Below are 25361 nucleotides of genomic sequence, written 5' to 3'. Positions count from 1 at the left end.
GGAGCGTACGGCATCCGCGCCCCTCACGCCCACGTCGTGGCCGAAGTGTCATCATGTCGGGGTGAACCGGGTCGAACTGCGCTTTGACGAGGTGTCGCGGGCGGCGCGCACGCACACCAACCTGTCCGCCGTGCGCGGCGACTCTGGCGGGCTGTGGGTCGCGGGCGACGAGACCGCCACGGTGGAACACCTCACGTGGACCGGCGAGATGTACGCCGGCCAGCGCAGCTTCCGGCTCGGCGACTACGTCGACCTGCCGGCCGGTCCCGACGACGAGGCCGACATCGAGGGCCTGGCCCTGCACGAGGGGCACCTGTGGGCGATCGGCTCGCACAGCCTCAAGCGCCGCCGCGTCAAGCCGACCTCGAAGGACCCCGAGCGGCGCCTGGCCACCGTGGTGCGGGAGGAGAACCGGTTCGTCCTGGTACGGCTGCCGCTGCGCGACGGCGTGCCGGCCAAGGGCGCCATCATGGCGGGAGCCGGCAACCTGGCCGCCCATCTCCGTGACGACCCGCACCTCGGACCGTTCCTGGCGCTTCCCGGCAAGGACAACGGCCTGGACATCGAGGGCATCGCGGTGGCCGGCGGCCGGGTGTACGTGGGGCTGCGCGGCCCGGTGCTGCGCGGCTGGGCGTGCGTGCTGAGCCTGCGGGTGGAGGCGGACGGCGCGCGGCTGCGGATGCGGGAGCCGTACCGCAAGCACTTCCTGAACCTGGGCGGCCTGGGCGTGCGGGACATGTGCCCCTACGGCGAGGACCTGCTGCTGCTCGCCGGGCCCAGCATGGACCTGGACGGGCCGGTACGGCTGGCGCGCTGGCGGCCGGACCCGGGCAGGACGGTCGAGCACGAGGTGGAGGTCGTGGCGGAGCTGCCGCACGGGGTGGGCTGCGACCGTCCCGAGGGCGTGGCCGTGCTGCCCGGCGGCGGGCTCCTGGTGGTCTACGACAGCCCGTGTCCCGACCGGCTGACGCCCGAGGGCGTCTACGCCGACGTCATCGCACTGGGGTGACCCAGGGCACGTCGGCGACGAACGTGCACGATCCCGGAGCGATCTCCGTGAACCCGGCGTCGCGCACCACGGGCCGCCCGGAGGCCGCCAGCCGGTCGAACCGCTCCTGCGCCGCCGTGCGCACGGCCACCTCCAGGCCCTTGGCGCGCCAGGCCTCCCGGTCCTCGGCCGAGGCGGACCACCAGGCCAGCTGCGCCGCGTGACCGGCCTGGGCCATCGCCTTGCCCGCGGACATGCCCAGCGCCGGGTTCTCCCACAGCACGGGCGGCCGCGGCTCGCCGTACGCCTGGGTGTCGGTCAGCTCGGTGCCCGAGACCTGGAGCCTGGCCAGGTCGCGCGGCCAGTCGTCGAGCGGGACGGGCGGGTGCACGCGCACCTCGGCCGTGCGGTGCTCGATCGTGCGGCCCGGCAGCGCGACGGCCCGGCGCCATTCCGCGCCGCGCGCCCGGCGCACCACCTTGCGGATCCTGCCACTGGCCTCCCAGGCGTCGATCTCGCCGGCCCACTCCCCCGGGTCGGCCAGCATGCTCAGCACGGCCATGGCCGCGGCCTCAAGCGCGTCCGTGCGCTCCGGCGGGCTGGCTCGCTCGATCCTGACCACCAGCGGGAGAACCATCATCACGCCGCCTTCCAACGCGCCCGACGGCCAGCGACATTCCCGCCGCCAGCAGGCACAGCGCGCCGGCGCCGTACCAGGCCAGATCGTAGGCGCCCAGCTGGTCGCGGGTCAGGCCCGCCGCCACGGCGGCGACGGCCGCGCCGACCTGGTGGGAGCCGAACACCCAGCCGAACACCACGGCCCCGTCGGCCCCGTAGATCCTGCGGCACAGCGCCACGGTGGGCGGGACGGTCGCCACCCAGTCCAGCCCGTAGAAGACGACGAACACCAGCATGCTCGGCTCGGCGGTGGCCGCGAACAGGCCGGGCAGGACCATCAGGCTCAGCCCGCGCAGGCCGTAGTAGACGCCGAGCAGCAGCCTGGGGTCGATCCTGTCGCTCAGCCAGCCCGACACGACGGTCCCGGCGATGTCGAAGATCCCGATCAGCGCGAGCAGCCCGGCGGCGGTCGGCTGCGGCATGCCGTGGTCGTGGGCCGCCGGGATGAAGTGGGTGCCCACCAGGCCGTTGGTGCTCGCGCCGCAGATGGCGAAGCCGCAGGCCAGCAGCCAGAACGGCCGGGTCCGCGCCGCCCGCCCGAGGACCGTGACGGCCCTGACCGCCGCGTTGGCCCGCACCGGTTCCGTACGGCGGGCGCCGGGTTCGGCGCCCAGCGCGGTGGTGCCGACGTCCTCGGGACGGTCGCGGAGCAGCCACCAGACCAGCGGCACGACGGCCAGCGCCGCGCCCGCCACGGTGAGGGAGGCCGTCCGCCAGCCGGGCCCGCCCGCCAGGTGGGCCAGGACGGGCAGGAAGATCAGCTGGCCGGTGGCGCCCGCGGCGGTGAGCACGCCGGTGACCAGGCCGCGGTGCCGGACGAACCAGCGGTCGGTCACCGTGGCCACGAACACCAGCGCCATCGAGCCGGTGCCCAGGCCCACCAGCACGCCCCACAGGAGCAGCAGGTGCCAGCTCGCCGTCATGACGACCGTCAGGCCGCTGCCAGCCGCCACCAGCAGCAGCGCGAGCGAGACCACGCGCCGCATGCCGAACCTGTCCATGAGCGCGGCGGCGAACGGCGCGGTCAGGCCGTACAGGACGAGGTTGACCGAGACGGCGAGCGAGATCGTGGCGGTGCTCCAGCCGAACTCCTCGTGCAGCGGGGTGATCATCACTCCGGGCGTGGCGCGGAAGCCCGCTGCTCCCAGGATGGCGACGAAGGCGACGGCGGCGACGAACCAGGCGCGGTGCATGGCCCCGATCCTTCTGGCTCCCGGCGCCGCCCGGCGAGTGGCCGGAAAGCCAATGTGTGCAAGAATCCGGCCATGGTGCATCGTGTAGCGGTCCTGGTGCTGGACAAGTTCGCCCCGCTGGACCTCGGCGCGCCCGGGCAGATCTTCTGGGCCGCCCGCACGGCCGACGGGGAGCACCTCTACGAGGTGGTCACGTGCTCGGTCGACGGCGGCCCGGTGCGCTCGCACGTCGGCTACAGCGTGCTGCCCGACCACGGCCTGGAGGCCCTGGAGGGGGCCGACACCGTCGTCGTCCCGGGCGTCCACGGCGGCGAGGTGGTGCGCGACGGGACCATCCCGGACGTCCTGCGCGAGGCCCTGCGGGGCAGGCCCCGGGTCATGTCGATCTGCACCGGCGCCTTCGTCCTGGCCGCCGCCGGGCTCCTCGACGGCCGCCCGGCCACCACCCACTGGCGCGACGCCGAGCGCTTCCGCCGCCTGTTCCCGCGGGTGAGGCTCGACCCCGACGTGCTGTTCGTCGACGACGGCGACGTGCTGACCTCCGCCGGCGTCGCCGCCGGGCTGGACCTGTGCCTGCACGTGGTCCGCCGCGACCACGGCAGCGAGGTGGCCAACCGTACGGCCCGCCGCTGCGTCATGCCGCCCTGGCGCGAGGGCGGGCAGGCGCAGTACATCGAACGGCCGCTCCCGCCCGCCTCCGGGACGGGCACCGCGGCCACCCGGGCGTGGGCGCTGGAGCGCCTGGACCAGCCGCTCGACCTCGCCACCCTCGCCGGGCACGCCCGCATGAGCGTGCGGACCTTCACCCGGCGCTTCCGCCAGGAGACCGGGCTGTCGCCCGCGCAGTGGCTGATCAGGCAGCGGGTGGAGCTGGCGCGGCACCTGCTGGAGACCTCGGACCTGACCGTGGACCAGGTGGCGCGGCGCTCGGGGTTCGGCAGCGCCGTCTCGCTGCGTCAGCACCTGAACGCCGTGGTGGGGGTCTCGCCGCTGGCCTACCGGCAGACGTTCCGGGCCTCCTAGCGGGTCAGGCGGTCCGCGCCCCGTGTCGGGCGACGCGGGCCGGGTAGGACCCCCACGAATCGCCATTGACGGGGGGAACGACGGTGGCACAGATGCAGGTCAAGAACTTCGACAAGCCCGACGAGACACGCCCGTTCGAGGGCAACGGCAGGGCCGACGTGGTGACGCTGGGCGACCGGACGGTCGGGCGCGGCACCTTCGAGCCCGGCTGGCGGTGGTCGCGAAACGTCAAGCCCATCGCCGGCACCGAGCTGTGCGAGGTCTCGCACCTCGGCTACGTCCTGTCCGGACGCATGCGGATCTTCATGCAGGACGGCACCGAGCACGAGGTGGGGCCCGGCGACGTATTCACCATTCCGCCCAACCACGACGCCGAGGTCGTGGGCTCGGACCAGTGCGTCATGCTGGACTTCGGCGAATTCGGCGACTACGCCAAGCGGCGCTGAGGCCGCCGCGGGATCGGGGGAACCATGCCGACCTACGTCACCCTGCTGCGGTGGACCGACCAGGGCCGTCGCGACGTCGCCACCCTGCCGGACAGGGTGGAGCAGGTCAAGCAGCGCTTCGAGGAGATGGGAGGCAGGCTGCTGGGCGTCTTCGTCACGATGGGGCAGTACGACCAGGTCGCCCTCGGGGAGGCGCCCGACGACGAGACCATGGCCAAGCTGGCCTTCCTCATCGCCGGCCGCGGCAACGCCACGACGGAGACGTTGCGCTGCTTCTCCATGGACGAGGTGCGCCAGCTGCTGTCATGAAAGTGAAGAGGCGGCCGAGCCGGAAAGCTCGGCCGCCTCTTCACAGGACCGGGTGGAGCTATGGGGATTCGAACCCCAGACCTCCTCCATGCCATGGAGGCGCGCTACCAACTGCGCCATAGCCCCGCTGCCGCGAACGGCACCTCGCAAGTCTATAGGACTTCGACCAGTGCCTCGGACATCCGCAAGCACCGGCACAGTGGGTGTCCGAGTTGATACCTTCCGTTACATGACCCATGTGGAAGCCCTCCCACTGACGGGTGACGGGCGAGGGACGAACCGGCACGCGCGCAACGCGGGCTACGCCTTCGACTCCAGCGACATGAACGGCGACGGCTACCTCGACGGCCTGCTGTCCAAGGACGAGTTCGCGCAGGCCCTCTACGAGTACCACTTCGGGACGGGGCCCGGGGCGGACGTGCCGATCTTCGGCCGCCGCTGACCCGGGCCCGCTCCCCGGCCTCGGGTCAGCCGACCGACCTGGCGGTGTCGATGAGCCCGGCCAGCTCGGCCACCATCGGGTCCTCCACCTCGCCGGCGAGCCGGCGCGCCTGCTCCGCCAGCGTCCCGAGGTCCATCCCGAAGGCCTCGCGGTCGCGCATGTACAGGGCGAAGGCCGCCGCCACCACGTCCACCTGCAGCCGCGGCGAGGCGTCCGCCCACAGCCGCTCGGCCAGCTGCGCCGAGGCGACGGTCGCGCTGGCCTCGGCCGGCTGCCTGGTGTCCGGGTCCTGCCAGCGGACGGTGGCCGTGGCGATCTGCCCGGAGGCGCCCGGCTTGAGCCGTACCGTGTAGAGAGCCGTCACGGAGTGCCCGGGCCCGACCTCGCCGCCGTCGCGGGAGTCGTCGCGGAACTCCTCGGCGGCCAGCCGCCTGTTGTCGTAGCCGACCAGCTGGTAGCCCTCCACCACCGACGGGTTGAACGCCACCTGCGCCTTGGCGTCGCGGGCCCGCAGCTCCAGGGTCGCCGGAAGCTGCTCGACGAAGGCCTTGTCGGCCTCCTCCTGGGTGCTGACGTAGATGGCGTGCCCGTCGCCGTTGTCGGCCAGCTGCTCCATCAGCTCGTCGCCGTACTCGCGCCCGACGCCGACCGTGAGCAGCGTGATCCGCCGCCCGGCGTGCTCCTTGACCCGCTCGAGGATGCCCTGCCAGGTGGTGTCGCCCTGGTTGGCCAGCCCGTCGGACAGCAGGATGACGCGGTTGGTGGCCGCGGGCCGGTAGCCGCCGGCCGCGATCTCGTAGCCCTTGACGAGCCCGGCGGCGACGTTGGTGCCGCCTCCGACGCTCAGCCCGTCGACCGCGGCGCGCAGCTCGTCCCTGGCGCTCAGGGGCGTCATGCCCGCCAGCACCCGGGCGTCCTCGCTGAAGGACACGATGGCCACCTGGTCGCCGGGCGCCAGCTGGTCCAGCAGCCTGCGGAGGGCGTGCTGGACCAGGTCCAGCCGGCCCGCCTCGCCCATGGACCCGGAGACGTCCACGACGAAGGTCAGGTTCGCCGGGCCGCGCTCGGCCTGCTCGGTGGCGCGGGTGCGCAGCCCGACCCGGACGATCGCGGCGTCCTCCTGGCCGGGCAGCCGGGCGCCGTCGACGCGCACCGCGAAGCCGTCGCCCGGCGGCTCGGGGTAGTCCTGCCGGAAGGAGTTGACGAACTCCTCCGGCCGGATCGACGCGGGCTCGGGCCAGCGGCCGCCTTCTGTGAGGGTACGGCGGGCGTAGGAGTAGGACGCGGTGTCCACGTCGAGCGCGAAGGTGGAGATCTGCGCCGCGGCGGAGTCCTCCTCGGGCGCGGCGCTGGCCTGCGACTCGTCCTGTGACTGGGTCTTGGACTCGGCCTGGGCCGGCTGGGGAGCCCGGTCGTGGGCGCCGCTCTGGCTCCCGCCGGGCCCGCCGCAGGCGGACAGGCCCAGCAGGGCGGCTAAGACCACGACAACGAGGGGGCGGGTTTTCATGGCATGCACCTCCACCCGCCTACGACGGAACCCGGACGCTCCTGGACGGGCCCGTTACGCAAGCGAGTGCAAACCGTGGCGAAGATTGGATCGGTTGTGATGAACCGGGGACATCCGGTACGCATGTGAACCATGCGCGTCTACTTGGGCCTGGCCGCGAAGGCGGGCGATATTCCGGATCGTGTCCTGGCCAGGGCCCGTTCCGTGATCGAGACCGCCTTCCCGGTGCCCCCGGAGGTGATCAGAGGACGGGAGTGGCACCGCCCCGGCGTCTCGCTGCTGGCCTGGACGAACGAGCCGGACGACTCCCGGCGGCCGACGCTGCTGCACCCCGTGGGCGACCGGGTGGTCGGCGTGAACGGGCATCTCGCGGATCCGCGCGACGTCGTCAGGCTGCCCGACGACTCGGTCGGCGGCTGCTTCTCGGCCTGGGTGGCGCGCGAGGGCGAGCTGAGCGCCGCCACCGCGATCAACCGCGTGTGCCCGGTCTTCTACGCCGAGACCCCCGGCCTGCACGTGATCGGCAGCCGGGCGCTGCTGGTGCACCTGGTGGCGCGGGAGGACGACCGGATCGCCTTCGACGTCCTGGCCCTGCAGTCCATGGCCCGGCAGGGCTTCTTCCTGTCGGACGAGACGCCCTACCTCGGGGTCACGGCCCTGCGTCCGAGCTCGCGCATCGACATCCGGGGCGGCCGCCGTACCATCACCGAGACTCCGCTGCCGGAGGCGGCGCCCCCGCCCGCGTCGGCGCGGCTCAAGCGGAAGGCGATCGACGAGCTGGCCGAGGCGCTGCTGGCCACGGTGGAGCCGCTCAGGGACGCCGGCGAGCCGGTGAACCTGGCGCTGACCGGCGGGCGGGACACGCGGATCCTGGCCGCGCTGCTGCACGCCGCGCGGGTGCCGTTCCGCGTGACGACCAACGGCCTGGACACCCATCCGGACGTCATCCTGGCGGGGCGGATCGCCGCCCGGCTCGGGGTGGAGCACACGGTCATCCCGCCGCAGCAGACCGCGAGCAAGGACGCGGTCGTGGTCGAGCACCCCCTGGCCAGAGCGTGGGAGACGCTGCGCACCTGCGAGGGGATGACCTCGGCGTACGAGTCGATCGTGAGCTACCTGCCGTACTCCGGCAAGCCGACGATGTCCGGGCAGAGCGGCGAGACGCTGCGGGCGGGCAGCCTCAACCTGCTGCAGACCGACCTGAGCGACAAGGCCCTGCTCAAGCGCATCGACACGACCTTCGTCAAGGACGCCGGGCTCTTCAGCGCGGCGGCCAACGAGCACGCCCGCGAGCTGGCCAGGCCGTGGCGGGAGCGGCCCGACCGGCTGGAGGCGCTGGACCACATCTACATCTGGTACAAGGTGGGCCGGTGGCAGGCCAGCGCCAGGGCCGGCTCGCTGCGCCGGGGCGATCCGGTGCGGCCGTTCCTGGACAACCGGGTCGTGCGGGCCGCGTTGGGCCTCGACCAGGGCTGGCGGCTCTCAGAAGAGGTGATTTATCGCCTTATTCTGCGATTCGCTCCGAAGCTGCGGGATGTCCCGATCGAGGGGAAGCCGTGGCGGTTCACGCAGGGGCTGCGCAAGCGGTGGCCCCACTGGCTGACAGGGCAGCACGTCCCGCCGCCGCCCATGCCCACGGTCGCCACGGGCGGCGGCTGGTCCTGGCGCACCTCGCCCGGCCCCGAGCTGTCGGCCATCCTGCGCGAGCAGGTGCTCGGCAGCCTCGACGCGCTGGAGCCGATCGTGAACCCCGACGAGGTGCGCGCCCTGTTCGCCGGCCCGGTCGTCGCCAAGCCCGCCCTGGCCTGGCACCTCTACACCGTCAGCACGCTGCTGACCGGGGTGTACCCGGGCAAGGAGCCGGAGGGCCTGGAGCCCGTCACGGTCGCCAGGCCGGATCCCGGCCGGTGAGCCCCAGCAGCCGGTCCAGGGCCGGGGCGTCCTCGGGCACCGGGACCGGCTCGCCGAACGCGCCCTGCTGCCGGCCCATGGGCGCCATCCGCGCGGCGAAGTCCAGGGCCTCGGCCACCGCCTCCGGCACCGGCTTGTAGCCCTGCCCGGTGGCCACCGCGACGTCCCAGCCGTGGACGACGAGGTCGCACACGAACATCCTCGCCACGTCCGCCATGGGCAGCCCCAGGCCGGGCAGCGCTCCCTCCCACGCCTCGGGCTTGCCCCAGGCGGCCAGCGTGCGGTCCATGCGGGCGCGGAGGTCCCCGGCGTACGGCTCCTGCGGCGGCATCGGCCCCTTGCCCGCGAAGGACTCGAAGATGGCCGCCACCCACTCCAGATGGTTGATCAGCGCCTTGACGTCGAAGTCCTGGCAGGGCGTGCGCAGGCCCAGCTGGTCCTCCCGCACCGCCTCGACCAGGGCGACCGTGCGCTCCGCCTGACGTGTCATGATGTCGTGCATGGGCGCCAGTGTCCCGGAAGGAGCGACTCGGCCGCTTGTACAAACGCGACGGCGCGGCTGGGTCGAGCCGGACAAGGCGCCCCTCGCCTACACGGCCTACGCCTGCTCCGCGCCCGTCGCCCCCTTCGCCATGCACTTCTGGGTCATCACGTGGGACCTGGTGGAGCCGTACACGCAAAGGCTCGTCACCCATCCCAACGTCAACATGACGATCAGCGAGGACTTCGCCAGGGTGGCCGGGGTCGTCCGCGACGGGTTCGCCCAGCGGCTCAGCGGCCGGGGCCGGGTGGTGGGGCTGCGCTTCCGCCCGGGCGGCTTCCGCCCGCTGCTGCGCCGCCCGGTGTCCGAGCTGACCGGCCGGTTCGTGCCGATCCAGGAGATGTACGGCGCGGCCGGGGCCGAGCTGGTGCGCCGGGTCCTGCGCGCGGACGACGAGGAGGCCATGCGCCTCATGGAGCGGTTCGTGCTCGATCGGGAGCCGGAGCCGGACCCTCTCGTGGACGAGGTGGCCGCCCTGGTGGCAATGGCGGAGTCCGATCCCGCGCTGACGCGGGTCGACCGGCTGGCGGCGCTGGCCGGCCGGTCGGTGCGGTCGCTGCAGCGGCTCTTCCACGAGTACGTGGGCGTGGGCCCCAAGTGGGTGATCCGCCGCTTCCGGCTGCACGAGGCGGCGGCGCGGCTGGCCGACGGGCTGGAGGTGGCCGAGCTGGCCGCCGAGCTCGGCTACGCCGACCAGGCGCACCTGACGCGCGACTTCACCGCCGCGGTGGGCGTGCCGCCGGCGGCCTACGCCCGGTCGGTGGCCGGATCCGGCTGACCGATACCATCGCGCCATGCCGCTGCCGCCTGACCAGGCTGGGACGCCCGATCAGCCTGGGACGCCCGACAAGCCCGCAATGCCCGGCAGGCCCGTGCCGCCGCCCGTCAGGGCCCCGGGGCTGCCGACCGTCGCCGTCCTGGCCTTCGACGGCATGGCGCCCTTCGAGCTGGGCTGCGTCGTGGAGGTCTTCGGCCTGCCCCGGCCCGAGCTGGACGTGCCCTGGTACGAGCTGAAGGTGTGCGCGGAGACCGCCGCCCCGCTGCGCGCGGTCGGCGGCTTCACCCTGCGCACCGATCACGGGCTGGAGGAGCTGGCGGCGGCGGACACCGTGATCGTCCCCGGCGTGGCCGACGTGCGCGGGGAGGTCTCGCCCGCGCTGGCCGGCGCGCTGCGGCGGGCTCACGGTCGCGGCGCGCGGCTGGTGTCGATCTGCTCCGGGGCGTTCGCGCTGGCCGCGGCCGGCGTGCTGGACGGGCGGGAGGCCACCACGCACTGGCGCTACGCGGACCTGCTGGCCCGGCGCTTCCCCCAGGTGAAGGTCAACCCCGACGTGCTCTACGTCGACCACGGCGACGTGCTGACCAGCGCGGGCAGCGCCGCCGGGCTCGACCTGCTGATCCACCTCGTGCGCAAGGACCACGGCCCGAGCGTGGCCAACAGCGTGGCGCGCCGCCTGGTCGTGCCGCCGCACCGGGAGGGCGGGCAGGCGCAGTTCATCCAGGCCGCGGTGGCTCCCGTCGAGGAGGAGACCGACGGCGTGGCCGCCGCCATGGCCTGGGCGCTGGACAACCTGGCCACCCCCCTGACCGTCGCCGGCCTGGCGCGGCGGGCGCACATGGCGGAGCGGACGTTCATCAGGCGCTTCAAGCAGCGGACCGGGACCTCGCCGCTGCGCTGGGTGATCTCGCAGCGCATCGCGGCCAGCCTGCCCCTGCTGGAATCCAGCGCGGCGCCCGTGGAGGAGATCGGCGCCACGGTCGGCTTCGACAGCCCGGTGACCTTCCGCCACCACTTCAGCCAGGCCATGCGCACCTCGCCCTCGGCCTACCGCCGCTCGTTCACGCACGCGGCGCGCTGATCGTCAGGGCCGCGTCGCCGGCCGGGGACCGGGCTCCAGCACGGCGTAGGCGTCGCGCACCCAGTCCACCAGCAGCGGCCTGGTCTCCGCCGGGTCGACGACGTCCTCCACGAGGAAGGCCTCCGCCGTGCGGAACGGCGAGCGCACCGCCTCCAGCCGCGCCGCGATCTCCGCCTTCAGCCGCTCGGCGTCCTCGCCCGCCTCGGCCAGCATGCGCTTGAAGGCCACCTCCAGCCCGCCCTCGACGGGCAGCGACCCCCAGTCGCCCGACGGCCAGGCGATGCGCAGGCCGTACCGGTGATGCGGCCGGTGGGCGGCCCCGGCCACGCCGAAGACGCGGCGGACCAGGACCGAGGCCCAGGGCACGGTGGACTGGTAGACGGCGGCCAGCGCGCGGGCGCCGCGGCGGATGGTCCCGGCCCGCTCGGAGGCGGTGCCGATGACGAAGCCGGGCTGGTCGACCAGGTGGACGACGGGCAGGCTGAAGGTCTCGGCGAGGTCCACGAACCTGGCGATCTTGTCGGCGCCGGCCGCCGTCATCCCGCCGCCGTAGAAGCGGGGGTCGCTCGCGAGCACGGCCACCGGATGCCCGTCGAGCCGGGCCAGCGCGGTGATCGACGAAGGCGCGAACCGGCGCCCCAGCTCCAGCACGCTGCCGGGGTCGAACACCAGCGAGAGGATCGCGCGCATGTCGTACGGCTTGCGCCGGTCCCTGGGCACGATCTCCCGCAGCGGCGCCTGGTCGGGCGCCTCGCCTCCGGACCCGACCGGCGGCCGCTGCCAGGCGCTCTGCGGCAGGTAGGACAGCACGCGGCGGGTCAGCTCGAACGCCTCCCGCTCGGAGGCGGCCACCAGGTCCACGGTCCCGGCGGCCGAGACGGCCCGCCAGCCGCCCAGCTCCTCCTTGCCGACGCGCTCGCCCATGCCCGCCTCGACCACGGCGGGCCCGGCGATGAACACCTGCGACAGCTCCTTGACCATGATCGAGACGTGGGAGGTGACCAGCCGGGCCGCGCCCAGCCCGGCGACCGGTCCCAGCGCGAGCGCCACCACCGGGATCCGCCCGAGGTTGGCCACCACCTGGTCCCACCCGGGGTTGAAGGGCACGTAGGTGCGCCCGTACTCCTCCAGCTGCCTGACGCTCCCGCCGCCCCCGGTGCCGTCGATCAGCCGCACGAGGGGCACCCGCATCTCCCCCGCCATGCGCTCGGCGAGCACCTGCTTGTCGTGGATGGCCGCGTCGGCCGCGCCGCCGCGCACGGTGAAGTCGTCGCCCACGACCACGACCTTGCGCCCGCCGACGACCGCCCGCCCGACGACGACGTTGGCCGGGGTGAAGTCCTTCAGGGCACCGTCCGCGTCGTAGGCGGCGCGCCCGGTGAGCGCCCCGACCTCGGTCCAGGAGTCGGCCAGCGCGGCGATGCGCTCCCGCACGGTCAGGCGGCCGCCGGCGTGCTGGCGGGCCACGCGCTCCGCGCCGCCCATCCGCCGGGCCAGCTCCTTGCGGCGGCGCAGCTCCGCGAGTTCAGGCTCCCACACGTCACGACCTCCCATACCGGTTGGTCGGTAGGTTAGACGAGCACCCCGGGATTGAGAATCCCGGCGGGGTCCAGCGCGGCCTTGGCGGCCTTCAGCGCCAGCGCGAACGGCTCCGGCCGCTGCCGGTCGTACCAGGGCCGGTGGTCGCGCCCCACGGCGTGGTGATGGGTGATCGTCCCGCCCTCGCGCAGGATGACCTCCGAGACCCGCTCCTTGAGCGCGTCCCACTCGGCGACCTCCCGGCCGGGAGCCATGACGGTGTAGTACGGCGCCGGCCCGTCGGGGTAGACGAACGCGAAGCGGCACGTGACGCCGCCCAGGGCCGTCACCTCGGCGTGCAGGCGGGGGAAGCGGTCCCACGTGACGGCCGTCTCCACGGTCTCCACCAGCACGCCCATGCCCGGGAACGCATTGCGCAGGTACGGCATGCGCACGAACGACCCCTTCCAGTCCCGGTCCTGGCGCACCTCGCCGGCACGACCGCGATGCCGCGAGGCGATCTCCAGCGCCGCGGCCAGCAGGGCGTCGACCGGGCCCGACTCGAACCCCACGATGAGCACGGCGTGCCTGCCGTCGCCCCGGGCGGCGAGCGCGGCCTCGCGGGCGTCCAGCAGGCGGCAGTTCGAGGGACGCAGCCCCGACTGGGACAGCTCGTGGACGGCGGCCACGGCGGCCTCCCACTCCTCGAACAGCACCGGCGCCGAGACGCGGGCCGCCGGGCGGGGCTGCAGCCGCACCCACGCCCGGATGATCACGCCGAGCGTGCCCTCCGAGCCCAGCAGCAGGCGGTCCGGCGAGGGGCCCGCGCCGCTCGCGGGCAGCCGCCGCGACTCCCACACGCCCGCCGGGGTGATCGCCCTGATCGCCTCCACCAGGTCGTCGATGTGCGTGTCGCCGGTGGCGTAGTGGCCGCCCGCGCGGGTGGCCAGCCAGCCGCCGAGCGTGGAGAACTCATAGGACTGCGGGTAGAAGCGCAGCCGCAGCTCGCCGGGCAGCTGCGCGTTGAGGACCGGCCCCGATGCGCCCGCCTCGATCAGCGCGGCGCGCGAGGCGGCGTCCACCTCCAGGACCCGGTCCATGCGCCGCAGGTCCAGCGCGAGCGCGGGGCCGTCGAAGCGGGCCTCCACGCCGCCGACCACGCTCGTGCCGCCGCCGCGCGGGATGACGGCCACCCCGGCGTGGGCCGCCCACTCCAGCGTGCGCGTGACCTCCTCCTCGGTGCGGGGCACGGCCACCAGGTCGGGCGCGGTGCGGAAGTCGCCACGGTAGGCGCGCAGGAGGTCGCGGAAGGCCCGGCCGTAGGTGTGGGTGGCCCTGCCGTACGGCTCGGCCGTGCAGAACCCGGCCAGCTCGGCGGGCACCGGCACGCGCGGGGGCGGCAGCCGTACCTGCTCGAAGGGGACGGGCGGCTCCCACTCCGGCGAGCCGAGCCCCGTGGCCTCGCGGATCAGCCGGGCGGTGGCGCGCAGCTCGTCGTGGCCGGGCTCGGGGCCCCAGGCCCACCAACTTTCCATCTCCCCTTGTTACCGCACGAGACCGGGGAGATCATCAAGAGTGTGACCTATCGCACACTGAGCACTGCCTCGGAGTGCCGGTGATGGCCCAGGCGGCCGGGCCGGCATGAGGGCGGTCGTCGGCTTGCTGGTCGCGGTGGCGGTGGTGCTGGCGCTGCTGTGGGTGTTCCAGCGGCGGCTCATCTACCTGCCGGACCCGCGTGCCGTGCCGCCCGCCGGGTCGGTGATCGACGGCGCCCGCGACGTCACCCTGGTGACCCGGGACGGGCTGCGGCTGGGCGCCTGGCACGTCCCGGGCCGCTCGGAGGTGACCGTGCTGGTGACGGGCGGCAACGCGGGCAACCGTCTGTATCGGGCGCCGCTGGCCCGCGCGCTGGCGCGCGAGGGCCTGTCGGTGCTGCTCGTGGACTATCGCGGCTACGGCGGCAATCCCGGCACGCCGACCGAGGAGGGCCTGCTGGAGGACGCACGCGCGGCCCGCGCCTTCCTGTCCGGCAAGGTGATCTACTTCGGCGAGAGCCTGGGCGCGGCCGTGGCGGCCGCGCTGGCCGCCGAGCAGCCGCCGCACGCCTTGCTGCTGCGCTCCCCCTTCACCTCGCTGGCCGACGCGGGCAACCACAACTACCCGTTCCTGCCGGTGCGGCTGCTGCTGCGCGACCGCTTCCCGCTGACCGAGCACCTGGCCTCGGTGCGGGTGCCGACGACCGTGGTGTACGGCACGCGCGACACGATCATCCCGCCGGAGATGAGCCGCCGCGTCGCCGAGGCGGCCGGCGCCACGGTGGTGGAGGTGAAGGACGCCGGGCACAACGACCGGGCGCTCCTCGACGGCCCCCAGCTGATCGCGGCGGTTACCGACCTGGCCGGGCGCTCCGGCTAGCCCTCAAGGTTGTGGTCGAAGGTGTAGGAGTGGCCGCCGTCCGGCGCGATGTGGATGTCCATCACGCCGCGCAGACCCGCGAGCTCGCCGGTGCCCGAGTCGGGGACGACGCTGATGCGGAGCGTCTGCTCGCCGCGGTCCATGGCGGCGCTGTGCTGGAGCAGGAACGTGCCCTCGCGGCCGTCGAGCGTGCCGGTGACGCGCTCGACGGCCACGTAGGAGCGGGAGTCCTCGACGGGCGTCGTGGCGATGGTCATGTGCACGACGCTGCTGCCCGTCAGGTCGCCGTGGAAGGTCTTGCGCAGCGTCACGTGGGCGACGGAGATCCCGTCGTGGTCGGCGAGGGGCGGCTGAGGGGTCCAGTCGTGGACGTCGAAGGTGCCTTTGGCGGTCATGCGGCCGACGCTAGGGGCGATACCTGTCAACCGCCGTCAGGTACCGGTCAGGCGGGCCTACTCCTCCCCGGGAAGCCCGAGCAGGGTCACGACGTCGAGCGGGCGGGCGGCGACCAGCGGCACGCGAGGCACTGGAGGCACGGACCGGGCGGGCGCGTCCCAGGCGGCGTGGACGCCCAGCGAGCCCGCGGCCTCGGCGCACCGCAGGTCCACCTCCTCGTTGCCGACGTAGGCCGCCTCGGCTGCCCGCACGCCGAGCAGCTCGCACGCCAGCTCCAGGCCCTCCGGCGCGGGCTTGGGCCTGGCCACCTCGTCGCCCGCGACGACCGCGGAGAAGTACCCGGCCAGGCCGGTCGAGGCCAGGACCCTCGCGGCGGCGCGGCGGGTGGCGGTGGTGTAGACGCCGAGCCGTACGCCGGTCCGGGCCAGCGCCCGGAGCATGTCGGCCACGCCGGGGAAGACCCGCACGTCCGTGGCGGCGTGCCGGAAATAGCACTCCAGGTCGTCCTCGGTGGCCTCCCGCCCGAGGAAGTGGGCCAGCACGACCGGCGTCGGGCCCATGTGCCAGACCTCGACGACCTGGTCCGGCGTCACCTCCGGCCCGCCCAGCGCCCGGATCGCGGCCGCGTACGCCCTGGGCACCGACCCCATGGTGTCCACGAGCGTGCCGTCCAGGTCGAACACGACCGAGGCGACGGTCATCCCAGCACGCCGGTCAGCAGGTCGTTGCGGAACTTGCCGCGCGGGTCGAACCGGTCGGCCAGCTCGCGGAAGCGCGGCTCGGGCTCGGGGAAGCGGGTGAAGACCTTCCCCCAGTGCGGGCGCGGGTCGAACGGCCGCAGCACCTCCTCCACCAGCTCGATCACCGGCAGCACCCGCTCGGGCGCCTTGACCCAGGTGAAGTGCACGGCCACGGTGTCACGCCCGCGGCACGGGCTCAGCCACAGCTCGTCGGCCGCGATCGTGCGGATCTCGGAGATGTGCAGCACGGGCCTGACGCGGTCGCCGATCTCGGCGAGGGCCCGGAGCGCCTCATCAGCCCGGTTCCTGGGCAGCATGAACTCCGACTGCAGCTCCTCGCCCGCGCTCGGGGTGAACTCGGCCCGGAAGTGCGGCAGCCGCTCGTGCCACGGTCCCGGCACGCCGAGCTGCCGGGTGCAGTGCTCGGGCGACATGCCGGGGATCGGGTGGCGCGGGCCGTCGGCGGGCGGCGCGTCGACGCGCGGCTCGCCGGCGTCCTTCACCCACAGCCGGGAGACGTTCCAGTCGGTGAAGACGCTCACGCTGTAGCCGTCGACGGCGTAGTCCTCGGGGGAGGCGTCCTCGAAGACGTACTGCCGCAGCTCGTAGGCCGGGACCAGGTCGAGGGTGAGCGCGGTGACGACGCCGAGCGCGCCCAGCGACACGACCGCCCCGTCGAAGCCGGGCTCGCCCCTGGACAGCTCGACCACGTCGCCGTCGGCGGTGACCAGTTCGAGCCCGGCCACCTCGGCCGCCAGGCACCTGTTGCCGGCGCCGGACCCGTGGGTGCCGGTCGCGACCGCGCCGGCGATGCCGATGTGCGGCAGCGACGCCAGGTTGCGCAGCGCGAACCCGTGCTCGTGCAGCCGGGGGCACACCTGCGCGTACGTCATCCCGCCGCCGACCCTCGCCTTGCGCGCCGCCGAGTCGATCTCCACCTGGTACGGCAGGCGCTCCAGGGACACCAGCTCGCCAGGCGAGTCGGCCAGGGTGTTGAACGAGTGCCCGGTGCCCATGGCCCTGATCTTCGACGTCCGGGCGACGAGGGCTCTGAGCTCCTCGATGCTCTCCGGCCTGTGCAGCCGCCCGGCGCGGTAGGTGACGTTGCCCGCCCAATTTCTGATCACGCGGGAATCCTACGAAACCCGCCGGCGGGCACGAATTCCCGCGATCAGCAGCACGATCGCGCCGCCGTACCCGAACACCGGCACCAGCTGCCACAGCAGCCATGGGAGCCTTCCCTCCCAGCCCGCGCAGTCGAGCACCAGGAAGTAGGAGATCGCGAGGAACAGCCAGTCAAGCGCGACCACCGCCACGACCGGAACGGCCAGGACGCCCGCCACCGTGCCGAGCCGCCGTCCCGCCAGGACGGCGACCACGCCTGCCTCAGCCATTCGCGGGTCAGCCGGATCCCGGTGGCCGACTCCACCACCGCCATGGCCGCCGCCTGCCAATCGTCAGGATGCTCGGACAGCGACTCCGTCACGGCGTGGAGCTCCTGCCTCAGCACGGCGAAGTCACGGTCGCCCCACTCTTCGGGAAACGTCGCGTCCACCGCGAACAGCAGCTCTCCATCAGCCGCATAGCTCAGCCTGTTGCCGTCTTCCACATTCCAGTAGACGCTGCATGCCCGGCCGCCGCGGCTGAGCCGCCGGAGGACGTCGGGCAGGCTTCCCAGGAAGCCGTTGTTCTCGAACAGCACAACGGCTCCGTCCTCCACTTCGACGTGCATCGGCAGCTCCGCGCCGTCGAGGAGAGCTTCCAACGGCGCGGCCTCGTGCAGATATACTTGCCCGCATCCCCCTATGAACGGCAATTCGTGAATGCGCAAGCTGCCGACCGCTTGCCAGGTGCCCTCCCCCAAGGTTGCCCCTGAGTACCGCAGCAGGCGGGCAAGGGGGATGCGGATGGAAAAGCGAGACGCGCAACGTCCACACATTGCTCCCGGCATCCCAGACGCCGAGGGGCGGATGCGAATGCTGGCGGCCGCCGACGACGACCTGCACGGCGTCGAGCTCCTGCGATTCGCGGTTGATCAGGCGGTGGCCTTCCTCGGTGGCCTCGGTGGTATGGCGCACCTTACCGGTCCTTCTCCCGGCGGTGACCTTCGCTTGATTGTGGCCAGTGGATTGCCCCCCGCGCTCACGCGGGCGTGGGAGAAGATCGATGAGGAGGACGCGATCGCTCCTGCCCGCGCAATTCGCAGGAACGCTTTGGTGTGGTCGCCGTCTTCGGATGTCGCCATCTCACCCCACGAGCATCATGCGTCCCGGTCTGCGCAAGAGTTCACATCCGGTGCATCGGACGCCGCAGTCAAGACCGCCATTACAGCCGTACCGCTCCTTGGTCCTCACCGGCCCGTCGGCGCGTTGTCGGTACTGACGACCTCGCCCGACGAGCCATCCGCCGAACACCAGGCGTTTCTCCACGAGATCACCCGGTGGGTTTACGACCACATGCACAGGCCCGCCGACGTGCCGCCCCGCCAGAGCCCTGCGTGGTGGCAGGAGCAGGCCGTCAACTGGCGTCTGCAGCAGACCCTCCAAACGGTCGGCGCGTGGGATTGGGACATCCGAACCGGTGAGGTCGTATGGAATGACACAATGCTCCTGATATTCGGCCTCGATCCCGACGCCTTCGACGGACGGATAGAAAGCTGGACGAGCCGTATCCACCCCGACGACCAGCCCTGGGTGCTCGCCGAAATTCACAATACGATCCGCGATCGCAGGGCGTACCGTGCCGAATATCGGGTGTGTCGCCCCGGCGGAGAACCGGCTTGGGTACAGGCCCGCGGCCTGCTGCTCTTCGACACGAACGGCAGACCGGCGCACATGATCGGCACGCTAACGGACACCACGGAAACGCACGTCGTCTTCGATGTCCTCACCGAGAATCCGAAGGAGCACACGAGGCACATCGCAACGCAGGTTGGCCTCCGGCGAGGCTTCCACGTCAGACAACTGATCAGGACCCTGGCTGAAGCGATCACCGTACAGGATGTGGCGGCCGCCGTCGCCGATCAGATTCGGCCCCTGTTCGGCGCCAGCGGGCTAACGCTCGGTTTCGTTGAGGGCGACCACTGGCGGCCGGTGGCGTTCGCGGGCTACCCGAAGGAGTTCATCAAGCGCATCAGTGAGAAGACTCCCGTGAGCAACCTAGCGGTCATGGCGGTCATCAACGATCGTGTCCCAACGTTTCTCTCCACGGCGGAGGAGTACATCAGCCGCTACCCCGATACGGCAGACCTTATGGCGGCGGGCGGCAAACAGGCCTGGGCATTCCTGCCGCTGGCGGCTTCGGGCCGCACCGTGGGAATCTCCGTGATCGCTTTCGACGAGCCGCGGCAGTTCACCGGTGAGGAACGCAACCTGCTCACCACGCTTAGCGGACTGGTCGCACAGGCCCTGGAACGGGCCCGGCTGTACGACGCCCAGCGTACCCGCGCCCAGGCACTGCAGCGAGAGTTGCTTCCCCGCACCCTGCCCAGGCTCCCGTTCGTCACCACCGCGGCGCGCTACGTTCCTGCCAGCAAGGACATGGAGGTCGGCGGCGACTGGTACGACGTCATCCCCCTGTCGGCGGCCCGGGTGGCGTTCGTCATCGGCGACGTCATGGGTCACGGTGTCTCCGAGGCGGCCACCATGGGACGCCTGCGCACCGCCGTGCGCACTCTCGCCGATCTTGAACTACCGCCCGACGAGATCATCACGCACCTCAACGATCTCGTCTGCGACCTCGGCGAGGACTTCTACGCCACCTGCCAGTACATCGTCTATGACCCCACAGACCGCCGCTGCGTCCTGGCCAGCGCCGGCCATCCCCCGCCGGCCATCGTCTACCCCGACAGCACCGTTCACTTCCTTACCACCGGCGTCAACCCGCCCCTCGGCGCCGCCACCCCGCCCTTCGACACGGTCGAGATGGAACTGCCCGAAGGCACTGTCCTCCTGCTGTATACCGATGGCTTGGTGGAATCCGCCACCTTGAACATCGACCGTGGCATGGCCAATCTTGCCGACGTCCTTGCCCAGACCTTCGCCAGCGGGGCGGGGCAGTCGAAGGCGCCCGAGACGACGCGGCGAGGCGACGTCGAGTTCCTCGAAGACCTGTGCGAGCGCTTGACCACAACCGCCCTGCCCGCCCGGCCGGGAATGACGGACGACGCCGCTGTGCTCGTCGTCCGCACACGCGCGATGCCGGACGACGACATCGCCGCGTGGTCGCTACCAGAAGCCGCCCAGGCTGCGCGTCAAGCTCGCGAACACGTCCGGGCCCAGCTCGCCACCTGGCGCCTGGAGGACCTGGTGATGAGCACCGAATTGCTGGCCAGTGAACTGGTGGGCAACGTCATCCGGCATGCCAAGGGCCCTATCGGGCTGCGTCTCCTCCGCAGCGACACGCTCATCTGCGAAGTCTCCGACGGGAGCCTCACCACACCCCGGATCCGCCGCGCCTCGGAGACCGACGAGGGAGGACGCGGACTGCAACTGGTGGCTGCCCTCTCTGACCGCTGGGGCACCCGTTACACCCCTACCGGCAAGTGTATCTGGACCGAGCAGTCCTTGCCCCTCGCTCCCCGCACGGCATCTGCCCGGGTTCACGGATGAGGGCTACCTGGAAGAGATCCGTGATCAATGGTGCCGCTCCGCTGAGCGCCGATCTCGTCGGGAACGGCGCTGCGCTGTTCCGGGTCAGCGATGATTGAACCGCCCCGGGTCTGTCGGATGCCCCCGCGCCACCGCCGCCGACCGCACAGCACTATCCCGACTATCCCGGCCGCCGCGGCTCAGCCGCCGCAGGACGTCGGGCAGGCTTCCCAGGAAGCCGTTGTTCTCGAACAGCACAACGGCTCCGTCCTCCACTCCGACGTGCATCGGCAGCTCCCCGCCGTCGGGGAAGACTTCCAGCGGCGCGGCCTCGTGCACGGCGTACCGGGTCCCGCCGCTGACTCGCGCTCCGATGTCGGAGACGGAGACCGGCCCGGGAGCATGAGGAACGACGACCGTCCAGCAGACGGCCGCCTCAAGCCGTGCCTCTTCTTTCAGGAGCTCCCGATAGTAGGAGAAGACCTCTGGGACAGAGGGATGACGCCCGATGCTCACGGTCCGCCCTCCGCAGGCCGGCCGACGACGTTGACCGGGACGGTCTTTCCAGACAAGCGGCCCTTGGGACATCTCGACGACACACGGGGCCGGGAAGGCCCCAGCCGGAATGCAGGCCGGGCCGTATTCGCCTGTGCCGTCCTAGGCTGTAGCGGTGATCAACGTGGTGGAGTGGACCAGGTTGGAGCCGTGGCGGGTCGCCCGCGCTCGCACCGACCGCGGGGAGTCCGTGATCGTCAAGTGGGCGGGCCCTCATGTCGACGGCAGGCACACCGAGGCGTGGCGGTTACGTACAGAGGTGTCCGCGCTGCGGTTCCTGTCGGAGGATCTCCGAGTCGATCTGGCACCGCGCGTGCTGGCGGAGGACCTTCTCGCGGGGCGCGTCATTCTCGAGGATCTGGCACCGCGGGTCGCGCTGGATGGGCTGTTACGCAGGGATGGCGTCGCCGCGCACGCCGAACGCCTGGAGGCCTTCGCTCGCGCCCGCGGCGAGCTTGGCGCGGTCACCGCCGGACAGGCGGAGCGGTACTATCGGCGGCGGGAGCGCCTGGGACCGGTTGACGCGGAGGCCGATCGGCTCGGTCACGTCGCCCGGTTGCGCCGGGAAGGGCTGTCGCAGGCCGGGCTGCTGGGGGTGCCGGTCACCGGGGCGGTGGAGCGCGAGTTCGCCCTCGCGTTGGCGGAGCTGGCCGATCCGGGGCCGTTCCTGGCCCTGAGCAACGGCGATCCGGAAAGCAACAATGTCCTGGTTCGCGCGGACGGGCCGCCCGATGCGCGTCTGATCGACTTCGAGTTCGCCGGCTTCACCCATGCCCTGCACGATGCCGTCTGCCTGCACGTTCCGGGTCCGGCGTGGATGCGGGTGGATCTGACGGCGCGCTGTGCGGGTTCGGCTCCTCTGCCGCGGGTTGGCGAGGTCTACCGGCGTGCTCTGGCGGCCGGGGTACCGCAGGCCGAGGACGAGCGGCTCTACGGGAGGGCTTTGGCGGCGGCGTGTATGGCGTTCGCGTTCGTCCGGCTTTGGCGTCTGCAGACGTTGGACAGGCGTGCGGCAGGTGACGCGAGCCGTGCCCAGCTCGTCTCCACCTTGGAGGCGGCCGCTTGCGCCGCCCGGGAGCATCATGCCCTGCCGCAGCTGGCAGGCCTGTGTCAGCGCCTGGCCGAGGCGCTACGCCGCCGCTGGCCCGACGCGGACATCGACGTCGCCGCTCTGGAGCCCTATACGCCGCGCCATCGGTGATGTGTGGGGCGACACGCGCTCTCCTCACCCGAAAGCCCCACAACCGTCAGCCCGCCCCACTCGCCCGCCCAGCTCGGACAGGCGCGCGGCTGGGCCGCCCCAGGCACCTGCTCCGCAGCCCGAACCAGACGACTCTGGAGTGTCCGGATCAGCCCGTAGCGCTGTGGGGCCGTGTCACGGTGACCACGTTCACCAGCCGTTCCAAGCCGTCGAAGTCCTTGGGATTCGCGGTGAACAACGGCAACTCGTTGCTGGCCGCCGTTGCCGCGATCATCAGGTCGGCGGTCCGGCTTCGTGGCTGTCGGCCTTGGGAATAGACGATGGCGCAGATCTGCCCGAACAAGCGGGCCGCCTCGGCGTCGTACGGCAGCGGATCACCGAACGCGGCTTCGGCGTACTGGAGCACCGCGACCCTTCCCGCGCGTTTGACCGGATCATCGGTGGCGTACGGGCCGCGCGACAGCTCCCCGAGCGTGACGGCGGTGATCGCCGACTCCGCGGGCAGCTCGGTGGGATCGAAGAGCTTGAACGCCGCCACGATGGTGGTGTCCAGGACCCCCCGTTCATACCGAGTCACAGCCCGGTCCCCTCGAACGGATCGCGTAGCTCGTCATCGATCACCGTGTCCAGGTCGGCCCGAACCTCGCTCCAGTCAATGGCCGGGGCGGTAGCGAAGACGGCCTGCGCCTCGGTCGTGGGAACAAACCGGCGACGCTTGATCGGTTTTACTTCGGCGAGCGGCTCACCGTTGATCGTCAGAATGTACCGCTTCCCCTCCCGCAGGCCGCGCGTGATGCTGCCAGAGTCATTTACGAACTGGCGCACGCTCACCTCGGTCGGACGAAGCCTCGAAGCGTCCATGGCGCCACTGTACCCCGATGTACCACGTCGTGCTACGGCAAGCCCCTCAGCCGAACCCATCACTCTCTGCGATCGTCTCAACACCTCGCGCACGCCTGTGCGGTACGGGACGACAGCCTGCCGAGATGAGACATTGAGACAATTACCCTCCGTAAGCGACGGAGGCTCGCTCCACCCGCCGGAACCGACTCGCCGGCAGGCCTTCCGCGGGGCTGCGCACAACAGCGGCGGCGCCTTGACCGGCACCGCCGCTGGCGGAACGTCCCCGCTACTCGCCACCGCTCTCAGCGAGCCGTGTGCGAGTAACGGCACTCGGGTGGAGCTAAGGGGACTCGAACCCCTGACCCCCTCCATGCCATGGAGGTGCGCTACCAGCTGCGCTATAGCCCCTCAAGATTCGACCGTTAGTCTAGCGGAAGCGACCGAGAGGTGTGACCGGATGACCGACGACGTCTTCCAGCGGCATCGCGACCTGCTGACCGGCGTGGCCTATCGCATCCTCGGGAGCATGGCCGACGCCGAGGACGTGGTCCAGGAGGCGTGGCTGCGCTGGTCGGGCGTGGACCAGGACAAGGTCGAGGAGCCCAGGGCGTACCTCATCCGGGTGGTCTCGCGGCTGGCGGTCGACCGGCTGAAGTGGGCCGAATCCCGGCGCGAGTCCTACGTGGGGCCGTGGCTGCCCGAGCCGATCAGCCTGTCGCCCGACGTGGCCGACGACGCCGAGCTGAGGGACAGCGTGGAGCTCGCGCTGCTGGTGGTGCTGGAGACGCTGTCGCCGCTGGAGCGCGCGGTGTTCGTGCTGCGGGAGGCGTTCGACCTGCCCTTCTCGGAGATCGCCGAGACGATCGGCCGGTCGGAGGCCGCCACCAGGCAGCTGGCCAAGCGGGCACGCGAGCACGTGCAGGAGCGGCGGCGCAGGTTCGACGTGGACATGGAGCAGCGCAGGAAGATCACCGAGCGGTTCGTCAACGCCGCGGCCGAGGGTGATCTCGACGGGCTGCGCGAGCTGCTGTCGAGCGAGGTCACCCTGGTCAGCGACGGCGGCGGCAAGGCGCGCTCGCCGCTGCGGGCGCTGGCCGGCGTGGACGCCGTGGTCCGCTTCCTCGCCTCGGCCGCCACCCCGTCGGGGATCGAGAAGTTCCTGGCCTCGGTGGGCCTGGCGGGCGCCGCCGACTTCGCGGCCGGCGTCGAGGAGGTCAACGGGGCTCCCGCCGTCGTGTTCCGCGCCGGCGGGCGCGTCGTCACGGTGATCTCGCTCGTCGTGGCCGACGGGCGGGTGGAGACCGTCTACCTGATCGCCAACCCCGACAAGCTGGCCCGCCTACGCTGAGGCCCGCCGGCCGGGGATCCCGGCCTCGGCGGTGAGCGCCGCGAGGTCGACGCCAGCCGCCTTGAGCCGGGCGGCCGCGCCGTTGCGCCAGTCGGCCAGCAGGCCCCACAGCAGCCGCTCGCCGGTGACCGGTCCCGGCCGCCACAGGGCGACCTCGACGGCCTTGCGCAGGTGCATGGTCAGCGGGAGGCGGCCGAGCGGGCCGTCGAGCGTGACGCGCAGGGGACGGATCCGCGAGCGGGTGAGCCGCCACCGGGCCGGGTCGTCGGCGCCCCGCCTGGCCCGCCTGCGCACCTCGTCGAGGTCGATGCCGAGCGCCGCCAGCAGCTCGCGGGAGCGGCCGAGGTCCAGGTGGGCGGCCAGCTCCTCGGGCGAGGCGGTGAAGGCGGGCAGGCCGCGGCCGAAGGGCCGCCGCTCGGCCAGCGCCACGAGCAGCGCGTCGGTGCCCAGGGCGGGCAGCCCGGCGTCCACGGCGATGACGCCCGCGCGCACGAAGGCCTGCCGCGCCTCCTCGGTGAACCTGTCGAACATCCCGCTACCTCCCGGCATCCCGCTACCTTCCGATCCTGCGCGCGTGCTTGCGATGCGCGGTCTGCCGCCTGACGCCCAGGGCGTCCGCGATCTGCTCCCACGACCAGCCCTGCGCCCGCGCGTTGGTGACGTGGACCGCCTCCAGCTCCTCCAGGACGGCCCGGAGCGCCGCCACCGCCGCCAGGCCCACTCCCGGGTCGGGGCCGGCGGCCGCCTCGGCGAGCTCGCCGAGGCCCGTGTCGCCCGTGTCGGTCTTGTCGCTCATGTCGGCCACACTGTCAGCATATGCTGACACGTGTCGTCTTGTCAGCCCATGCTGACAAGCCTC

Annotated in this window: 27 protein-coding genes, 2 tRNA genes and 1 pseudogene; 12 read left to right on the top strand and 18 right to left on the bottom strand. The window is 72.4% G+C overall.

The window, feature by feature from the left end:
* Nucleotides 1-61: 61 nt before the first annotated feature.
* On the top strand, nucleotides 62-1009 hold the full coding sequence (locus BSB02_RS26860) for a DUF3616 domain-containing protein (RefSeq protein ID WP_143591197.1): 948 nt from the start codon (nucleotides 62-64) through the stop codon (nucleotides 1007-1009).
* Here the strand turns inward: BSB02_RS26860 and BSB02_RS26855 are convergent.
* Nucleotides 993-1628, bottom strand: coding sequence for a peptidyl-tRNA hydrolase (locus BSB02_RS26855; RefSeq protein WP_084963165.1), 636 nt, complete (start codon nucleotides 1626-1628; stop codon nucleotides 993-995). The two genes, BSB02_RS26860 and BSB02_RS26855, sit on opposite strands and share 17 nt — an antisense overlap.
* Entirely contained in the window at nucleotides 1561-2859 is a 1299-nt protein-coding gene (locus BSB02_RS26850; RefSeq protein WP_084963163.1) for an MFS transporter, read from the bottom strand. Before BSB02_RS26850 ends, BSB02_RS26855 begins: the two co-directional genes overlap by 68 nt.
* A gap of 72 nt (nucleotides 2860-2931) precedes the next feature.
* Here BSB02_RS26850 and BSB02_RS26845 point away from each other — a divergent pair, with 72 nt between their 5' ends.
* The 3 genes from BSB02_RS26845 to BSB02_RS26835 all read left to right on the top strand — a co-directional run bounded on the left by BSB02_RS26845 (nucleotide 2932) and on the right by BSB02_RS26835 (nucleotide 4637).
* The gene (locus BSB02_RS26845) at nucleotides 2932-3882 is read left to right on the top strand and encodes a GlxA family transcriptional regulator (protein ID WP_084963366.1); all 951 of its coding nucleotides are present in this window, start codon (nucleotides 2932-2934) and stop codon (nucleotides 3880-3882) included.
* A 92-nt stretch (nucleotides 3883-3974) separates the two neighbouring features.
* On the top strand, nucleotides 3975-4328 hold the full coding sequence (locus BSB02_RS26840; protein WP_084963161.1) for a cupin domain-containing protein: 354 nt from the start codon (nucleotides 3975-3977) through the stop codon (nucleotides 4326-4328).
* 24 nt (nucleotides 4329-4352) lie between these two features.
* The gene (locus tag BSB02_RS26835; RefSeq protein ID WP_084963159.1) at nucleotides 4353-4637 is read left to right on the top strand and encodes a GYD domain-containing protein; all 285 of its coding nucleotides are present in this window, start codon (nucleotides 4353-4355) and stop codon (nucleotides 4635-4637) included.
* 53 nt (nucleotides 4638-4690) lie between these two features.
* Here BSB02_RS26835 and BSB02_RS26830 read toward each other — a convergent pair.
* Nucleotides 4691-4763: transfer RNA gene (locus BSB02_RS26830), tRNA-Ala, on the bottom strand.
* 103 nt (nucleotides 4764-4866) lie between these two features.
* On the opposite strand from BSB02_RS26830, the gene BSB02_RS26825 reads away from it, so the two are divergent.
* Nucleotides 4867-5079, top strand: a complete 213-nt coding sequence (locus BSB02_RS26825; RefSeq protein WP_084963158.1) for a hypothetical protein — start codon at nucleotides 4867-4869, stop codon at nucleotides 5077-5079.
* Nucleotides 5080-5104: 25 nt separating this feature from the next.
* On the opposite strand, the gene BSB02_RS26820 is transcribed toward BSB02_RS26825, so the two are convergent.
* Nucleotides 5105-6586, bottom strand: a complete 1482-nt coding sequence (locus tag BSB02_RS26820; protein WP_084963156.1) for a vWA domain-containing protein — start codon at nucleotides 6584-6586, stop codon at nucleotides 5105-5107.
* 132 nt (nucleotides 6587-6718) lie between these two features.
* Between BSB02_RS26820 and BSB02_RS26815 the strand changes: the two genes are divergently transcribed.
* On the top strand, nucleotides 6719-8497 hold the full coding sequence (locus BSB02_RS26815; protein ID WP_084963154.1) for an asparagine synthase-related protein: 1779 nt from the start codon (nucleotides 6719-6721) through the stop codon (nucleotides 8495-8497).
* Here the strand turns inward: BSB02_RS26815 and BSB02_RS26810 are convergent.
* Entirely contained in the window at nucleotides 8466-8999 is a 534-nt protein-coding gene (locus BSB02_RS26810) for a TIGR03086 family metal-binding protein (RefSeq protein ID WP_084963152.1), read from the bottom strand. The genes BSB02_RS26815 and BSB02_RS26810 overlap by 32 nt on opposite strands.
* Here BSB02_RS26810 and BSB02_RS26805 point away from each other — a divergent pair.
* Both BSB02_RS26805 and ftrA read left to right on the top strand, forming a co-directional pair.
* Nucleotides 8998-9816, top strand: coding sequence for a helix-turn-helix domain-containing protein (locus BSB02_RS26805; RefSeq protein WP_084963150.1), 819 nt, complete (start codon nucleotides 8998-9000; stop codon nucleotides 9814-9816). The two genes, BSB02_RS26810 and BSB02_RS26805, sit on opposite strands and share 2 nt — an antisense overlap.
* A 121-nt stretch (nucleotides 9817-9937) precedes the next feature.
* Nucleotides 9938-10897, top strand: coding sequence for a transcriptional regulator FtrA (ftrA, locus tag BSB02_RS26800; RefSeq protein ID WP_420855891.1), 960 nt, complete (start codon nucleotides 9938-9940; stop codon nucleotides 10895-10897).
* Between the two features lie 3 nt (nucleotides 10898-10900).
* Here the strand turns inward: ftrA and BSB02_RS26795 are convergent, their stop codons facing one another.
* Both BSB02_RS26795 and BSB02_RS26790 read right to left on the bottom strand, forming a co-directional pair.
* Nucleotides 10901-12436, bottom strand: a complete 1536-nt coding sequence (locus BSB02_RS26795) for an acyl-CoA carboxylase subunit beta (protein ID WP_206184907.1) — start codon at nucleotides 12434-12436, stop codon at nucleotides 10901-10903.
* Between the two features lie 32 nt (nucleotides 12437-12468).
* Nucleotides 12469-13950: an FAD-binding oxidoreductase gene (locus tag BSB02_RS26790; RefSeq protein ID WP_084963143.1), complete on the bottom strand. Its 1482-nt coding sequence runs from the start codon at nucleotides 13948-13950 to the stop codon at nucleotides 12469-12471.
* A gap of 106 nt (nucleotides 13951-14056) precedes the next feature.
* Between BSB02_RS26790 and BSB02_RS26785 the strand changes: the two genes are divergently transcribed.
* On the top strand, nucleotides 14057-14830 hold the full coding sequence (locus tag BSB02_RS26785) for an alpha/beta hydrolase (RefSeq protein WP_084963141.1): 774 nt from the start codon (nucleotides 14057-14059) through the stop codon (nucleotides 14828-14830).
* Here BSB02_RS26785 and BSB02_RS26780 read toward each other — a convergent pair.
* From BSB02_RS26780 to BSB02_RS43665, 5 genes and pseudogenes are all read right to left on the bottom strand, one after another.
* Nucleotides 14827-15225 carry a DUF3224 domain-containing protein gene (locus tag BSB02_RS26780; RefSeq protein ID WP_084963139.1) on the bottom strand — a complete coding sequence of 133 codons (399 nt, stop codon included), beginning with the start codon at nucleotides 15223-15225 and terminating at the stop codon, nucleotides 14827-14829. The two genes, BSB02_RS26785 and BSB02_RS26780, sit on opposite strands and share 4 nt — an antisense overlap.
* Nucleotides 15226-15282: 57 nt before the next feature.
* Nucleotides 15283-15927 (bottom strand): HAD family hydrolase, encoded by a 645-nt coding sequence (locus BSB02_RS26775; protein WP_084963137.1) that lies wholly within the window; start codon nucleotides 15925-15927, stop codon nucleotides 15283-15285.
* The gene (locus BSB02_RS26770) at nucleotides 15924-17090 is read right to left on the bottom strand and encodes an FAD-binding protein (RefSeq protein WP_476756187.1); all 1167 of its coding nucleotides are present in this window, start codon (nucleotides 17088-17090) and stop codon (nucleotides 15924-15926) included. The genes BSB02_RS26775 and BSB02_RS26770 overlap by 4 nt, the downstream gene beginning before the upstream one ends.
* Nucleotides 17091-17102: 12 nt before the next feature.
* Nucleotides 17103-17360, bottom strand: coding sequence for a hypothetical protein (locus tag BSB02_RS26765; protein ID WP_143591195.1), 258 nt, complete (start codon nucleotides 17358-17360; stop codon nucleotides 17103-17105).
* A gap of 44 nt (nucleotides 17361-17404) precedes the next feature.
* Nucleotides 17405-17698: pseudogene (locus BSB02_RS43665) on the bottom strand (DUF6461 domain-containing protein); the annotation flags it as partial.
* 175 nt (nucleotides 17699-17873) lie between these two features.
* Here BSB02_RS43665 and BSB02_RS26755 point away from each other — a divergent pair.
* Entirely contained in the window at nucleotides 17874-20576 is a 2703-nt protein-coding gene (locus tag BSB02_RS26755) for a SpoIIE family protein phosphatase (RefSeq protein ID WP_206184906.1), read from the top strand.
* A gap of 84 nt (nucleotides 20577-20660) precedes the next feature.
* Here BSB02_RS26755 and BSB02_RS26750 read toward each other — a convergent pair whose 3' ends face one another.
* A complete protein-coding gene (locus tag BSB02_RS26750; RefSeq protein WP_084963128.1) occupies nucleotides 20661-21071 on the bottom strand; it encodes a hypothetical protein in 411 nt (136 codons plus the stop codon).
* Between the two features lie 154 nt (nucleotides 21072-21225).
* Here BSB02_RS26750 and BSB02_RS26745 point away from each other — a divergent pair, with 154 nt between their 5' ends.
* On the top strand, nucleotides 21226-22311 hold the full coding sequence (locus BSB02_RS26745) for a phosphotransferase (RefSeq protein WP_143591193.1): 1086 nt from the start codon (nucleotides 21226-21228) through the stop codon (nucleotides 22309-22311).
* Nucleotides 22312-22459: 148 nt separating this feature from the next.
* On the opposite strand, the gene BSB02_RS26740 is transcribed toward BSB02_RS26745, so the two are convergent.
* From BSB02_RS26740 to BSB02_RS26730, 3 genes are all read right to left on the bottom strand, one after another.
* Nucleotides 22460-22849, bottom strand: coding sequence for a type II toxin-antitoxin system VapC family toxin (locus BSB02_RS26740; RefSeq protein WP_240506670.1), 390 nt, complete (start codon nucleotides 22847-22849; stop codon nucleotides 22460-22462).
* A 35-nt stretch (nucleotides 22850-22884) separates the two neighbouring features.
* Entirely contained in the window at nucleotides 22885-23172 is a 288-nt protein-coding gene (locus BSB02_RS26735; protein WP_084963122.1) for a hypothetical protein, read from the bottom strand.
* A gap of 317 nt (nucleotides 23173-23489) precedes the next feature.
* Nucleotides 23490-23562 (bottom strand) — tRNA-Ala (locus BSB02_RS26730).
* Between the two features lie 49 nt (nucleotides 23563-23611).
* Here BSB02_RS26730 and BSB02_RS26725 point away from each other — a divergent pair.
* Nucleotides 23612-24502, top strand: coding sequence for an RNA polymerase sigma-70 factor (locus BSB02_RS26725; RefSeq protein WP_084963121.1), 891 nt, complete (start codon nucleotides 23612-23614; stop codon nucleotides 24500-24502).
* Here the strand turns inward: BSB02_RS26725 and BSB02_RS26720 are convergent.
* Nucleotides 24494-25033 carry a Clp protease N-terminal domain-containing protein gene (locus BSB02_RS26720; protein ID WP_084963119.1) on the bottom strand — a complete coding sequence of 180 codons (540 nt, stop codon included), beginning with the start codon at nucleotides 25031-25033 and terminating at the stop codon, nucleotides 24494-24496. The two genes, BSB02_RS26725 and BSB02_RS26720, sit on opposite strands and share 9 nt — an antisense overlap.
* 22 nt (nucleotides 25034-25055) lie before the next feature.
* Entirely contained in the window at nucleotides 25056-25298 is a 243-nt protein-coding gene (locus tag BSB02_RS26715; protein ID WP_084963118.1) for a hypothetical protein, read from the bottom strand.
* Between the last annotated feature and the right edge of the window lie 63 nt (nucleotides 25299-25361).

Origin of the sequence: Thermoactinospora rubra (assembly GCF_002093975.1) — a bacterium.
Lineage (GTDB): Bacteria > Actinomycetota > Actinomycetes > Streptosporangiales > Streptosporangiaceae > Nonomuraea > Nonomuraea rubra_A.
This window is presented reverse-complemented; position numbering and strand designations above follow the sequence as displayed.

What these genes read in the sequence shown, in the direction of transcription:
- BSB02_RS26855 (WP_084963165.1), bottom strand. Translation starts at nt 1,628, where the DNA reads ATGATGGTTCTCCCGCTGGTGGTCAGGATCGAGCGAGCCAGCCCGCCG.
- BSB02_RS26850 (WP_084963163.1), bottom strand. Translation starts at nt 2,859, where the DNA reads ATGCACCGCGCCTGGTTCGTCGCCGCCGTCGCCTTCGTCGCCATCCTG.
- BSB02_RS26845 (WP_084963366.1), top strand. Translation starts at nt 2,932, where the DNA reads ATGGTGCATCGTGTAGCGGTCCTGGTGCTGGACAAGTTCGCCCCGCTG.
- BSB02_RS26840 (WP_084963161.1), top strand. Translation starts at nt 3,975, where the DNA reads ATGCAGGTCAAGAACTTCGACAAGCCCGACGAGACACGCCCGTTCGAG.
- BSB02_RS26835 (WP_084963159.1), top strand. Translation starts at nt 4,353, where the DNA reads ATGCCGACCTACGTCACCCTGCTGCGGTGGACCGACCAGGGCCGTCGC.
- BSB02_RS26825 (WP_084963158.1), top strand. Translation starts at nt 4,867, where the DNA reads ATGACCCATGTGGAAGCCCTCCCACTGACGGGTGACGGGCGAGGGACG.
- BSB02_RS26820 (WP_084963156.1), bottom strand. Translation starts at nt 6,586, where the DNA reads ATGAAAACCCGCCCCCTCGTTGTCGTGGTCTTAGCCGCCCTGCTGGGC.
- BSB02_RS26815 (WP_084963154.1), top strand. Translation starts at nt 6,719, where the DNA reads ATGCGCGTCTACTTGGGCCTGGCCGCGAAGGCGGGCGATATTCCGGAT.
- BSB02_RS26805 (WP_084963150.1), top strand. Translation starts at nt 8,998, where the DNA reads ATGGGCGCCAGTGTCCCGGAAGGAGCGACTCGGCCGCTTGTACAAACG.
- BSB02_RS26810 (WP_084963152.1), bottom strand. Translation starts at nt 8,999, where the DNA reads ATGCACGACATCATGACACGTCAGGCGGAGCGCACGGTCGCCCTGGTC.
- BSB02_RS26790 (WP_084963143.1), bottom strand. Translation starts at nt 13,950, where the DNA reads ATGGAAAGTTGGTGGGCCTGGGGCCCCGAGCCCGGCCACGACGAGCTG.
- BSB02_RS26785 (WP_084963141.1), top strand. Translation starts at nt 14,057, where the DNA reads ATGAGGGCGGTCGTCGGCTTGCTGGTCGCGGTGGCGGTGGTGCTGGCG.
- BSB02_RS26780 (WP_084963139.1), bottom strand. Translation starts at nt 15,225, where the DNA reads ATGACCGCCAAAGGCACCTTCGACGTCCACGACTGGACCCCTCAGCCG.
- BSB02_RS26775 (WP_084963137.1), bottom strand. Translation starts at nt 15,927, where the DNA reads ATGACCGTCGCCTCGGTCGTGTTCGACCTGGACGGCACGCTCGTGGAC.
- BSB02_RS26765 (WP_143591195.1), bottom strand. Translation starts at nt 17,360, where the DNA reads ATGGCTGAGGCAGGCGTGGTCGCCGTCCTGGCGGGACGGCGGCTCGGC.
- BSB02_RS26755 (WP_206184906.1), top strand. Translation starts at nt 17,874, where the DNA reads ATGGAAAAGCGAGACGCGCAACGTCCACACATTGCTCCCGGCATCCCA.
- BSB02_RS26735 (WP_084963122.1), bottom strand. Translation starts at nt 23,172, where the DNA reads ATGGACGCTTCGAGGCTTCGTCCGACCGAGGTGAGCGTGCGCCAGTTC.
- BSB02_RS26725 (WP_084963121.1), top strand. Translation starts at nt 23,612, where the DNA reads ATGACCGACGACGTCTTCCAGCGGCATCGCGACCTGCTGACCGGCGTG.
- BSB02_RS26720 (WP_084963119.1), bottom strand. Translation starts at nt 25,033, where the DNA reads ATGTTCGACAGGTTCACCGAGGAGGCGCGGCAGGCCTTCGTGCGCGCG.
- BSB02_RS26715 (WP_084963118.1), bottom strand. Translation starts at nt 25,298, where the DNA reads ATGAGCGACAAGACCGACACGGGCGACACGGGCCTCGGCGAGCTCGCC.